Here is an 11,609-nt window from a genome sequence, read left to right on the forward strand (position 1 = left end):
TCTCCTTAGCGCCTTTATTGCTTAAGACTGCCGGGGTGGTGGATTTGCATTCGGCCCGTAGCAGATGACGTTACCAGTTTGTTATGTTGCACATCGCTCTGCGTCGCGAAAGGGGCAGGGTACAGAGCAAGGGCGCTTGATGGTACGTCTTCAGCCTACGATGAAACAGCAGCAAATCAGCGTTTTAGCAGCCCGAATATTATAAAACTATATACCACTAATAACTGTCCTGATTACATCGGTCAATACTCTCTCACTGTTGCATAACTTATTCTCAGGTAAAAGAGTGACCCCATAACTTTTGCGTATTATTGCATTTATCTGGTAATGGTTGTAACAATAATGTTTAATATTTGTCAAATCAGATGATTAAAAATTAAAAATATGTTGTTATCGTGACATAGATCACTGTTCGGGAGAAAACCCGACAAACTATATGTAGGTTAATTGTAATGATTTTGTGAACGGCCTATACTGCCGCCAGGTCTCCGGAACACCCTGCAATCCCGAGCCACCCAGCGTTATTTTGTCACGCTTTAACTCCTGGAAAGGCGTTTTAACATGACTTTTAGTTATAGATAAGGACGCTGTCTGACCCGCAAGCAGACCGGAGGAAGGAAACAATAAGAACAGCATGTGGGCGTTATTCATGGTAAGAAATGTGAAAAAACAAAGACCTGTCAATCTGGATCTGCAAACGATCCGGTTCCCAATCACGGCGATAGCGTCCATTCTCCATCGCGTATCCGGAGTGATCACCTTCGTGGCGATCGGGATTCTGCTTTGGCTGCTGGGCACCAGCCTTTCCTCTCCCGAAGGTTTCCTTACAGCGGCATCCATTATGGATAGCTTCTTTGTGAAATTCATCATGTGGGGCATCCTGACCGCGCTGGCGTATCACGCGGTGGTCGGTATCCGCCATCTGCTGATGGATTTTGGCTATCTTGCAGAAACTCTCGAATCAGGGACACGCTCCGCCAAAATTTCTTTTGTTATTACTGTCGTGCTTTCACTTCTCGCAGGAGTCCTCGTATGGTAAGCAACGCCTCAGCACTAGGACGCAACGGCGTACATGACTTTATTCTGGTCCGTGCTACCGCTATCGTTCTGACCCTCTACATCATCTATATGGTTGGCTTCTTTGCCACCACCGGTGAAATTTCATGGGAAGTCTGGACGGGCTTTTTCTCCTCCGCGTTCACTAAAGTCTTCACCCTGCTGGCTCTCGTTTCCATTCTGATCCACGCCTGGATCGGCATGTGGCAGGTGTTAACGGACTACGTTAAACCACTGGCCGTGCGCTTAATTCTGCAACTGCTGATCGTTGTTGCGCTGGTGGCTTACGTTCTTTATGGATTTGTTGTGGTGTGGGGTGTGTAATGAAATTGCCTGTCAGAGAATTTGATGCAGTTGTGATTGGTGCCGGTGGCGCAGGTATGCGCGCGGCGCTGCAGATTTCCCAGAGCGGCCAAAGCTGTGCGCTGCTCTCCAAAGTTTTCCCAACCCGTTCCCATACCGTTTCCGCACAGGGCGGTATCACCGTCGCGCTCGGTAATACCCATGAAGATAACTGGGAATGGCACATGTACGACACCGTTAAGGGGTCGGACTACATTGGCGATCAGGATGCCATCGAATATATGTGTAAAACCGGCCCGGAAGCGATTCTGGAGCTGGACCATATGGGTCTGCCGTTCTCGCGTCTCGATAACGGCACGATTTATCAGCGCCCGTTCGGCGGCCAGTCGAAAAACTTCGGCGGCGAGCAGGCGGCACGTACCGCTGCAGCGGCTGACCGTACCGGTCACGCCCTGCTACATACTCTCTATCAGCAGAACCTGAAAAATCACACCACGATTTTCTCCGAGTGGTACGCGCTGGATCTGGTGAAAAACGCCGATGGCGCGGTGGTCGGCTGTACCGCCCTGTGCATCGAGACCGGTGAAGTGGTTTACTTCAAAGCCCGCGCTACCGTGCTGGCGACCGGCGGCGCCGGCCGTATTTATCAGTCCACCACCAATGCGCATATCAATACCGGCGACGGCGTTGGCATGGCGATCCGCGCCGGCGTTCCGGTACAGGATATGGAAATGTGGCAGTTCCACCCGACCGGTATTGCCGGGGCGGGGGTTCTGGTGACCGAAGGCTGCCGCGGCGAAGGCGGCTATCTGCTGAATAAACACGGCGAGCGCTTTATGGAGCGTTATGCGCCGAACGCGAAAGACCTGGCGGGTCGCGACGTAGTGGCGCGTTCCATCATGATCGAAATCCGTGAAGGTCGCGGCTGCGACGGTCCGTGGGGCCCGCACGCCAAGCTGAAACTCGATCACCTCGGTAAAGAAGTGCTTGAGTCCCGCCTGCCGGGTATCCTGGAACTCTCCCGTACCTTTGCCCACGTCGACCCGGTGAAAGAGCCGATTCCGGTCATTCCAACCTGCCACTATATGATGGGCGGTATTCCGACCAAAGTGAGCGGCCAGGCGCTGACCGTCAACGAGCAGGGCGAAGACGTGGTGATTCCGGGGCTGTTTGCGGTAGGCGAAATCGCCTGCGTATCGGTACACGGCGCAAACCGTCTGGGCGGCAACTCGCTGCTTGACCTGGTGGTCTTTGGCCGCGCGGTAGGTCTGCATCTGCAAGAGTCTATCGCCGAGCAGGGCGTACTGCGCGATGCGACGGATGACGAGATCGACGCTTCTCTGGAACGTCTGAACCGCTGGAACGGCAACCGGAATGGCGAAGATCCGGTCGAAATCCGCAAAGCGCTGCAAGAGTGTATGCAGCATAACTTCTCGGTATTCCGCGAAGGGGATGCGATGGCGAAGGGCCTTGAGCAGCTGAAAGCCATCCGCGAGCGTCTGAAAAACGCCCGTCTGGATGATACTTCCAGCGAGTTCAACACCCAGCGCGTTGAGTGCCTGGAGCTGGATAACCTGATGGAAACCGCTTACGCCACCGCAATGTCTGCAAATTATCGTACCGAAAGCCGCGGCGCGCATAGCCGCTTCGACTTCCCGGATCGTGATGATGAAAACTGGCTGTGCCATTCCCTGTATCTGCCAGAGTCGGAATCCATGACGCGTCGTAGCGTCAATATGGAACCGAAACTGCGTCCGGCATTCCCGCCGAAGATTCGTACTTATTAATGCGGAGACAGGAATATGAAACTCGAGTTTTCAGTTTATCGTTATAACCCGGACGTAGACGATGCTCCGCGTATGCAGGATTACACCCTGGAAGCGGAAGAGGGTCGTGACATGATGCTGCTGGATGCGTTAATCCAGCTGAAAGAGAAAGATCCGTCGCTGTCGTTCCGTCGCTCCTGTCGTGAAGGGGTATGCGGTTCCGACGGTCTGAACATGAACGGTAAAAATGGTCTGGCGTGCATCACGCCGATCTCCGCGCTGAATCAGCCGGGTAAGAAAATTGTTATCCGTCCGCTGCCAGGATTACCGGTTATCCGTGATTTGGTGGTAGACATGGGGCAATTCTATGCACAATATGAGAAGATTAAGCCTTACTTATTGAATAATGGGCAAAATCCTCCGGCTCGTGAGCATCTGCAGACGCCAGAGCAGCGTGAGAAACTCGATGGTTTGTACGAGTGTATTCTCTGCGCATGTTGTTCGACTTCTTGCCCGTCGTTCTGGTGGAACCCGGACAAGTTTATCGGCCCGGCTGGCCTGCTGGCCGCGTATCGCTTCCTGATCGACAGCCGCGATACCGAAACCAGCGATCGCCTCGAAGGGCTGAGCGATGCTTTCAGCGTATTCCGCTGTCACAGCATTATGAACTGCGTCAGTGTGTGTCCTAAGGGGCTGAACCCGACGCGCGCCATCGGCCATATTAAGTCGATGCTGCTGCAGCGCAGTGCGTGAGTAACCCGGTCTGTCCCGGATGGCGCTACCGCGTATCCGGGCAATCCGAAGCAGTAGCCCCGGCAAGCGTTCGCGCCGCCGGGGGATATAGCAGGAAATCTTTAAAAACCGCCAAATATGTACCAGTAATCAAGGCGTTCAGAGCGAGGTAAGGCGGCAACTGAACGCATCCCCGGGAGCATAGTGAACTATGTGATCGGGGTAAGTGAAGGCTGCTAACGCAACCGCAGCCTGAACGCCGAAGATTAATGGCAGTTTTTAAAGGTTCCTTAGCGGACGAAACCACAACTCCTCCGCAACAAGTGAACCCCGGCACGTACAACTTCTGTGCGTGGTAGTTTCTACGGCGAAATAAGCATATAAATGCTTAAGGGATCACGATGCAGAACGGCGCAATGAAAGCCTGGCTGGACTCTTCTTACCTCTCTGGTTCGAACCAGAGCTGGATAGAACAGCTCTATGAAGACTTCTTAACCGATCCTGACTCTGTTGACGCCAACTGGCGTTCTATGTTCCAGCAGTTACCTGGCACCGGAGTCAAACCGGATCAATTTCATTCCAAAACGCGTGATTATTTCCGCCGCCTGGCGAAGGATGCCTCGCGTTACACTTCTTCGATTTCCGACCCTGACACCAATGTGAAGCAGGTTAAAGTCCTGCAGCTCATCAACGCATACCGCTTCCGTGGTCACCAGCATGCGAATCTCGATCCGCTGGGACTGTGGCAGCAAGAGAGAGTGGCGGATCTCGATCCGGCTTACCACGATCTGACCGAGGCCGATTTCCAGGAGATCTATAACGTAGGTTCTTTCGCCATCGGCAAAGATACGATGAAGCTGGGCGATCTGATCTCCGCCCTTAAGCAGACCTACTGCGGCTCCATCGGCGCGGAATATATGCATATTACCTCCACCGAAGAAAAACGCTGGATCCAGCAGCGCATTGAGTCGGTAGCAGGCAAAGCGAACTTTAGCGCCGAAGAGAAAAAACGCTTCCTCAGCGAATTGACCGCGGCGGAAGGCCTGGAGCGCTACCTCGGCGCGAAATTCCCGGGCGCTAAACGCTTCTCGCTGGAAGGCGGCGACGCGCTGATCCCGATGCTGAAAGAGATTATCCGCCACGCGGGTAAGAGCGGCACCCGCGAAGTGGTGCTGGGTATGGCGCACCGCGGACGTCTGAACGTGCTGGTCAACGTGCTGGGTAAAAAACCGCAGGACCTGTTCGACGAGTTCGCCGGTAAACATAAAGAACACCTCGGCACCGGTGACGTGAAGTACCACATGGGCTTCTCTTCCGATATGGAAACCGAAGGCGGCCTGGTGCACCTGGCGCTGGCGTTTAACCCGTCGCATCTGGAAATCGTCAGCCCGGTGGTTATCGGCTCCGTCCGCGCTCGTCTCGATCGTCTCGACGAACCGAGCAGCAACAAAGTTCTGCCGATCACCATTCACGGCGACGCCGCGGTAACCGGCCAGGGCGTGGTTCAGGAAACCCTGAACATGTCCAAAGCGCGCGGTTACGAAGTCGGCGGTACCGTACGCATCGTTATCAACAACCAGGTGGGTTTCACCACTTCCAACCCGCTGGATGCGCGTTCTACCCCGTACTGTACCGATATTGGTAAAATGGTCCAGGCGCCTATTTTCCACGTGAATGCCGACGATCCGGAAGCGGTCGCTTTCGTGACTCGCCTGGCGCTGGACTTCCGTAACACCTTTAAACGCGATGTCTTCATCGACCTGGTGTGCTACCGCCGTCACGGCCACAACGAAGCCGACGAGCCGAGCGCAACCCAGCCGCTGATGTATCAGAAAATCAAAAAGCATCCGACCCCGCGCAAAATCTACGCTGACAAGCTGGAAGCGGATAACGTCGCGACGCTGGAAGACGCCACTGAGCAGGTTAACCTCTACCGTGATGCGCTGGATGCCGGCGAATGCGTGGTGAAGGAGTGGCGTCCGATGAATATGCACTCCTTTACCTGGTCTCCGTACCTCAACCACGAGTGGGATGAGAGCTATCCAGACAAAGTTGAACCTAAGCGTCTGCAGGAGCTGGCAAAACGCATCAGTACGGTACCGGAAGCCGTTGAAATGCAGTCGCGCGTGGCGAAAATCTACGGCGATCGTCAGCTTATGGCCGCCGGCGAGAAGATGTTTGACTGGGGCGGCGCGGAAAACCTCGCCTACGCCACGCTGGTCGATGAAGGCATTTCGGTGCGTCTGTCTGGCGAAGACTCCGGGCGCGGAACCTTCTTCCACCGCCATGCGGTGATTCACAACCAGAAAAATGGCTCAACCTATACGCCGCTGCAGCACGTGCACAACGGCCAGGGCCATTTTAAAGTCTGGGACTCCGTGCTGTCGGAAGAAGCAGTGCTGGCGTTTGAATACGGCTACGCCACCGCTGAGCCGCGCACCCTGACCATCTGGGAAGCGCAGTTCGGCGACTTCGCCAACGGCGCGCAGGTGGTCATCGACCAGTTCATCAGCTCCGGCGAGCAGAAATGGGGCCGTATGTGCGGCCTGGTGATGCTGCTGCCGCACGGCTACGAAGGCCAGGGCCCGGAGCACTCCTCCGCGCGTCTGGAGCGCTATCTGCAGCTCTGCGCTGAGCAGAATATGCAGGTTTGCGTACCGTCCACCCCGGCGCAGGTTTACCATATGCTTCGTCGCCAGGCGCTGCGCGGCATGCGTCGTCCGCTGATCGTGATGTCGCCGAAATCGCTGCTACGTCACCCGCTGGCGGTATCAAGCATGGACGAACTGGCTAACGGCACTTTCCAGCCGGCGATCGGTGAAATCGACCAGCTCGATCCGAAAGCAGTGAAGCGGGTTGTGCTGTGCTCTGGTAAGGTTTACTACGACCTGCTGGAACAGCGTCGTAAAAACGAGCAAAAAGATGTCGCTATCGTTCGCATAGAGCAGCTCTATCCGTTCCCGCATCAGGCGGTACAGGAAGCGCTGAAGCCTTATGCGCACGTGCATGATTTTGTCTGGTGCCAGGAAGAACCGCTCAACCAGGGCGCGTGGTACTGCAGCCAGCATCACTTCCGTGAAGTGATTCCGTTTGGGGCCTCTCTGCGTTATGCAGGCCGCCCGGCCTCCGCCTCTCCGGCGGTAGGATACCTGTCCGTTCACCAGAAACAGCAACAAGATCTGGTCAATGACGCGCTGAACGTCGATTAATTAAAGGATACATAATGAGTAGCGTAGATATTCTGGTTCCCGACCTGCCTGAGTCCGTAGCTGACGCAACGGTTGCCACCTGGCATAAAAAACCGGGCGATGCGGTTGTTCGTGACGAAGTGCTGGTAGAAATCGAAACTGACAAAGTGGTACTGGAAGTACCGGCTTCAGCGGATGGCATTCTGGACGCGGTGATTGAAGACGAAGGCGCCACCGTGCTTTCCCGTCAGATCCTCGGCCGCCTGCGCGAAGGTAACAGCGCGGGCAAAGAGTCCGGTGCGAAAGCTGATGCTAAAGAGTCGACTCCGGCCCAGCGTCAGCAGGCTTCTCTGGAAGAGCAAAATAACGATGCGCTGAGCCCGGCAATCCGCCGTCTGCTGGCGGAACACAGTCTCGACGCGGCAGCCATTAAAGGCACCGGCGTTGGCGGCCGTCTGACCCGCGAAGACGTTGAGAAACACCTGGCGAAAGCGCCAGCGAAGGCGGAGGCCCCGGCCGCAGCGCCAGCCGCTGCTCCGGCTCCACAGCTGGGCAATCGCTCTGAAAAACGTGTGCCGATGAGCCGTCTGCGCAAGCGCGTTGCCGAGCGTCTGCTGGAAGCGAAAAATTCTACCGCCATGCTGACGACCTTCAACGAAGTCAACATGAAGCCGATTATGGATCTGCGTAAGCAGTACGGCGAAGCGTTTGAAAAACGTCACGGTATCCGTCTGGGCTTTATGTCCTTCTACGTGAAGGCGGTAGTGGAAGCGCTGAAGCGCTACCCGGAAGTGAACGCCTCTATCGATGGCGATGACGTGGTGTACCACAACTACTTCGACGTCAGCATGGCGGTCTCTACGCCGCGCGGCCTGGTAACGCCGGTTCTGCGCGATGTCGACCTGCTGGGCATGGCGGATATCGAGAAGAAAATTAAAGAGCTGGCAGTAAAAGGCCGCGACGGCAAGCTGACCGTAGACGATCTGACCGGCGGTAACTTCACCATTACCAACGGCGGCGTATTCGGTTCACTGATGTCCACGCCGATCATCAACCCGCCGCAGAGCGCGATTCTGGGTATGCATGCCATTAAAGATCGCCCGATGGCGGTGAATGGTAAGGTAGAAATTCTGCCGATGATGTACCTGGCGCTCTCCTACGACCACCGTCTGATCGACGGACGTGAATCGGTAGGCTACCTGGTAGCGATTAAAGAGCTGCTGGAAGACCCGACTCGTCTGCTGCTGGACGTGTAGTCAGCAAGAGTATTACCTACCGTAGGCCGGATAACGCGCCCTGGCGCCGTTATCAGGCCTACAGGTTTAAAGATAATTATTCCCTGAAGGATGGACTGAACACATGAACTTACATGAATATCAGGCAAAACAACTTTTTGCCCGCTATGGCTTACCGGCGCCGGTGGGTTATGCCTGTACTACTCCGCGTGAAGCAGAAGAAGCCGCTTCTAAAATCGGCGCGGGTCCGTGGGTAGTGAAATGTCAGGTTCACGCTGGTGGCCGCGGTAAAGCGGGCGGTGTGAAGGTAGTAAAAAGCAAAGAAGACATTCGCGCATTTGCTGAGCACTGGCTGGGCAAGCGCCTCGTCACCTATCAAACAGATGCGAACGGCCAGCCGGTTAACCAGATTCTGGTTGAAGCCGCGACCGATATCGATAAAGAGCTATACCTGGGCGCAGTAGTTGACCGCAGCTCCCGTCGCGTGGTCTTCATGGCCTCCACCGAAGGCGGCGTGGAAATCGAAAAAGTGGCGGAAGAGACTCCGCATCTGATCCACAAGATCGCCCTCGATCCGCTGGCGGGCCCGATGCCTTACCAGGGTCGTGAACTGGCGTTTAAACTGGGTCTGGAAGGTAAACAGGTTCAGCAGTTCACTAAAATTTTCATGGGCCTGGCGACCATTTTCCTTGAGCGCGACCTGGCGCTGATCGAGATCAACCCGCTGGTTATCACCAAACAGGGCGATCTGATCTGCCTCGACGGCAAGCTGGGCGCTGACGGCAACGCGCTGTTCCGCCAGCCGGATCTGCGCGAAATGCGCGACCAGTCGCAGGAAGATCCGCGCGAAGCGCAGGCTGCGCAGTGGGAACTGAACTACGTCGCGCTGGACGGCAACATTGGTTGCATGGTTAACGGCGCGGGCCTGGCGATGGGCACCATGGACATCGTTAAGCTGCACGGCGGCGAACCGGCTAACTTCCTTGACGTTGGCGGCGGCGCAACCAAAGAGCGCGTCACTGAAGCGTTCAAAATCATCCTCTCTGATGACAACGTAAAAGCGGTTCTGGTTAACATCTTCGGCGGTATTGTACGCTGCGACCTGATTGCCGACGGCATCATCGGCGCGGTTGCCGAAGTGGGCGTTAACGTACCGGTAGTCGTACGTCTGGAAGGTAACAACGCCGAACTGGGCGCGAAGAAACTGGCTGACAGCGGCCTGAATATTATTGCAGCGAAAAGTCTGACGGATGCAGCTCAGCAGGTTGTTGCCGCAGTGGAGGGGAAATAATGTCCGTTTTAATTAATAAAGACACCAAGGTTATCTGCCAGGGTTTCACCGGTAGCCAGGGCACATTCCACTCTGAACAAGCCATCGCTTACGGTACGCAAATGGTCGGCGGCGTCACCCCGGGCAAAGGCGGCACCACGCATCTGGGCCTGCCGGTATTCAATACCGTTCGCGAAGCGGTCGAAGCCACCGGCGCAACCGCATCCGTCATCTACGTTCCGGCGCCGTTCTGCAAAGATTCTATTCTGGAAGCTATCGATGCTGGCATTAAGCTGATTATCACCATCACCGAAGGTATCCCGACGCTGGATATGCTGACCGTGAAAGTGAAGCTCGACGAAGCGGGCGTGCGCATGATCGGGCCGAACTGCCCGGGCGTGATCACTCCGGGCGAATGCAAAATCGGCATCATGCCGGGCCACATTCACCAGCCGGGTAAAGTGGGCATCGTTTCCCGTTCCGGTACCCTGACCTATGAAGCGGTTAAGCAGACCACCGACTACGGCTTTGGTCAGTCCACCTGCGTGGGCATCGGCGGCGACCCGATTCCGGGATCCAACTTCATCGATATCCTGAAACTGTTCCAGGAAGATCCGCAGACCGAAGCGATTGTGATGATCGGTGAGATCGGCGGTAGCGCGGAAGAAGAAGCGGCCGCTTACATCAAAGATCACGTGACCAAACCGGTTGTCGGCTACATCGCCGGCGTGACCGCGCCGAAAGGCAAACGTATGGGGCACGCGGGTGCCATCATTGCGGGTGGTAAAGGGACGGCGGATGAAAAATTCGCCGCTCTGGAAGCCGCTGGCGTGAAAACCGTTCGCAGCCTGGCCGATATCGGCGAAGCGCTGAAAACCGTCATTAAGTAATAAGTAAAAAAACAGCCCTGACTTTCTGCATGGTCAAGGGCTGGTCCAGTTTCGACATGGTTGGCCATCTGATGATGGCCTTTTTTTTGCCCGTAACTCAGCTCTCCGCCAGCGCTTTCAGCCAGCGAATCCCGCTTTCTGGTGAGGTCATGACCGGTACCGGCGGGGCAGGGAGCTGCTGCAATACCCGGGCCATTGAGGCTTGCGCCAGCATCACTACATCCGCCTGGCTAAACGCGCTTTGTAGCCCTTCACTGACGATTCGGTCATGGGTATCCATATCGCCTGCCAGCAGCGCGTGGAATGCCTCTTCCATTAATATGGGGGTAATGGCGCGCGGCTTACCGCTCTCCTGTACTTTGCGCTGGACGTAATCCAGCGTCGGCTTTAGCGTGGTCGCTACGGTTGCCAGCACGGCGATACGCTCGCCTTTTTCAATCGCTTCTTCGACCATCGCGCTGTCAATACGGGCGAGCTGAAGCGGCGTCAGAAACTGGCACTGTTCCACCGCCGTGCCAATAGAAGAGCAGGCGGTAATGAAAATATCGCAGTCCGCTTTTTCGGCAATATGCACGTAGTCGGCGATGCGGGCGGCAATATTCGGCGTTACCCCTCCGGCCTTCATTACCTGCTTGATCATGGATTCTTCCACCAGATGCATGACTTCCACTTCCGGCATGATATCGGCAATCAGCTGCTGCATCATCGCGAGCGTCGCTGAACTGGTGTGCAGCATAGCGATCTTTTTCATTGGGCTATCTCCTTAAGCAAATTTTCTGCGACGGCCAGCGCCGCGTCGTGATCTTCCTGTGCCGATAGCCCGCCTACCGCGACGGCGCCGAGACATTTACCGTCGTACAGAAGCGGGACCCCGCCGGGCAGGGCGGTAAAATGCGGATCGGCAAAGTAACTGATGTCCAGCTGCTCTTTTTGCAGGCGCTGTAAAAATGCCTGCGTGGTACAGCCGAGGCGACTGCTGGTATGCGCCTTGCGCTGGGTAAGTTCAATGGTTAACAATTTGGCATTGTCCATCCGCGCGAAGCTGAGCAGCTCCCCGCTGGCGTCGCACACCGCTACGCTTAGCGGGCGCTTTGCATAGCAGGAGTCAGCGAGGTCAAGCGCGAACGCTACGGCGCGTAAAGCCTGTTCCAGAGTGAGAGTCGTCATGG

The 11,609-nt window shown here is 55.8% G+C and carries 11 protein-coding genes; 8 read left to right on the plus strand and 3 right to left on the minus strand.

Annotated features, from left to right (window positions below; all coding sequences use genetic code 11):
• Nucleotides 1-207: 207 nt before the first annotated feature.
• Nucleotides 208-360, minus strand: a complete 153-nt coding sequence (locus K2184_RS11085) for a hypothetical protein (protein WP_418268728.1) — start codon at nt 358-360, stop codon at nt 208-210.
• A gap of 274 nt (nt 361-634) precedes the next feature.
• Here K2184_RS11085 and sdhC point away from each other — a divergent pair, with 274 nt between their 5' ends.
• From sdhC to sucD, 8 genes are all read left to right on the plus strand, one after another.
• Entirely contained in the window at nt 635-1,039 is a 405-nt protein-coding gene (sdhC, locus tag K2184_RS11090) for a succinate dehydrogenase cytochrome b556 subunit (protein ID WP_004100277.1), read from the plus strand.
• The gene (sdhD, locus tag K2184_RS11095; protein WP_004100278.1) at nt 1,033-1,380 is read left to right on the plus strand and encodes a succinate dehydrogenase membrane anchor subunit; all 348 of its coding nucleotides are present in this window, start codon (nt 1,033-1,035) and stop codon (nt 1,378-1,380) included. The genes sdhC and sdhD overlap by 7 nt, the downstream gene beginning before the upstream one ends.
• On the plus strand, nt 1,380-3,146 hold the full coding sequence (sdhA, locus tag K2184_RS11100) for a succinate dehydrogenase flavoprotein subunit (RefSeq protein WP_004100279.1): 1,767 nt from the start codon (nt 1,380-1,382) through the stop codon (nt 3,144-3,146). The genes sdhD and sdhA overlap by 1 nt, the downstream gene beginning before the upstream one ends.
• Nucleotides 3,147-3,161: 15 nt before the next feature.
• Nucleotides 3,162-3,878, plus strand: a complete 717-nt coding sequence (gene sdhB / locus K2184_RS11105; RefSeq protein WP_004100281.1) for a succinate dehydrogenase iron-sulfur subunit SdhB — start codon at nt 3,162-3,164, stop codon at nt 3,876-3,878.
• 380 nt (nt 3,879-4,258) lie between these two features.
• Nucleotides 4,259-7,066, plus strand: coding sequence for a 2-oxoglutarate dehydrogenase E1 component (gene sucA, locus K2184_RS11110; RefSeq protein WP_004100282.1), 2,808 nt, complete (start codon nt 4,259-4,261; stop codon nt 7,064-7,066).
• 14 nt (nt 7,067-7,080) lie between these two features.
• Nucleotides 7,081-8,301, plus strand: a complete 1,221-nt coding sequence (gene odhB, locus K2184_RS11115) for a 2-oxoglutarate dehydrogenase complex dihydrolipoyllysine-residue succinyltransferase (RefSeq protein WP_163525749.1) — start codon at nt 7,081-7,083, stop codon at nt 8,299-8,301.
• Between the two features lie 103 nt (nt 8,302-8,404).
• Nucleotides 8,405-9,571, plus strand: a complete 1,167-nt coding sequence (gene sucC, locus K2184_RS11120) for an ADP-forming succinate--CoA ligase subunit beta (RefSeq protein ID WP_004100286.1) — start codon at nt 8,405-8,407, stop codon at nt 9,569-9,571.
• Nucleotides 9,571-10,440 carry a succinate--CoA ligase subunit alpha gene (gene sucD, locus K2184_RS11125; RefSeq protein ID WP_004100288.1) on the plus strand — a complete coding sequence of 290 codons (870 nt, stop codon included), beginning with the start codon at nt 9,571-9,573 and terminating at the stop codon, nt 10,438-10,440. The genes sucC and sucD overlap by 1 nt, the downstream gene beginning before the upstream one ends.
• A 97-nt stretch (nt 10,441-10,537) precedes the next feature.
• On the opposite strand, the gene K2184_RS11130 is transcribed toward sucD, so the two are convergent.
• Both K2184_RS11130 and K2184_RS11135 read right to left on the minus strand, forming a co-directional pair.
• The gene (locus tag K2184_RS11130) at nt 10,538-11,191 is read right to left on the minus strand and encodes an aspartate/glutamate racemase family protein (protein WP_023329450.1); all 654 of its coding nucleotides are present in this window, start codon (nt 11,189-11,191) and stop codon (nt 10,538-10,540) included.
• Entirely contained in the window at nt 11,188-11,607 is a 420-nt protein-coding gene (locus K2184_RS11135; protein ID WP_004100290.1) for a GlcG/HbpS family heme-binding protein, read from the minus strand. The genes K2184_RS11130 and K2184_RS11135 overlap by 4 nt, the downstream gene beginning before the upstream one ends.
• Nucleotides 11,608-11,609 lie beyond the last annotated feature (2 nt).

Source organism: Klebsiella sp. K5-306, assembly GCF_051835185.1.
In the GTDB taxonomy this organism is placed as follows: Bacteria; Pseudomonadota; Gammaproteobacteria; order Enterobacterales; family Enterobacteriaceae; genus Klebsiella; species Klebsiella oxytoca.

Bases quoted from the DNA above. Each gene is read 5' to 3' on its own strand.
- sdhC (WP_004100277.1), top strand. From the start codon at position 635: ATGTGGGCGTTATTCATGGTAAGAAATGTGAAAAAACAAAGACCTGTC.
- sdhD (WP_004100278.1), top strand. From the start codon at position 1,033: ATGGTAAGCAACGCCTCAGCACTAGGACGCAACGGCGTACATGACTTT.
- sdhA (WP_004100279.1), top strand. From the start codon at position 1,380: ATGAAATTGCCTGTCAGAGAATTTGATGCAGTTGTGATTGGTGCCGGT.
- sdhB (WP_004100281.1), top strand. From the start codon at position 3,162: ATGAAACTCGAGTTTTCAGTTTATCGTTATAACCCGGACGTAGACGAT.
- sucA (WP_004100282.1), top strand. From the start codon at position 4,259: ATGCAGAACGGCGCAATGAAAGCCTGGCTGGACTCTTCTTACCTCTCT.
- odhB (WP_163525749.1), top strand. From the start codon at position 7,081: ATGAGTAGCGTAGATATTCTGGTTCCCGACCTGCCTGAGTCCGTAGCT.
- sucC (WP_004100286.1), top strand. From the start codon at position 8,405: ATGAACTTACATGAATATCAGGCAAAACAACTTTTTGCCCGCTATGGC.
- sucD (WP_004100288.1), top strand. From the start codon at position 9,571: ATGTCCGTTTTAATTAATAAAGACACCAAGGTTATCTGCCAGGGTTTC.
- K2184_RS11130 (WP_023329450.1), bottom strand. From the start codon at position 11,191: ATGAAAAAGATCGCTATGCTGCACACCAGTTCAGCGACGCTCGCGATG.
- K2184_RS11135 (WP_004100290.1), bottom strand. From the start codon at position 11,607: ATGACGACTCTCACTCTGGAACAGGCTTTACGCGCCGTAGCGTTCGCG.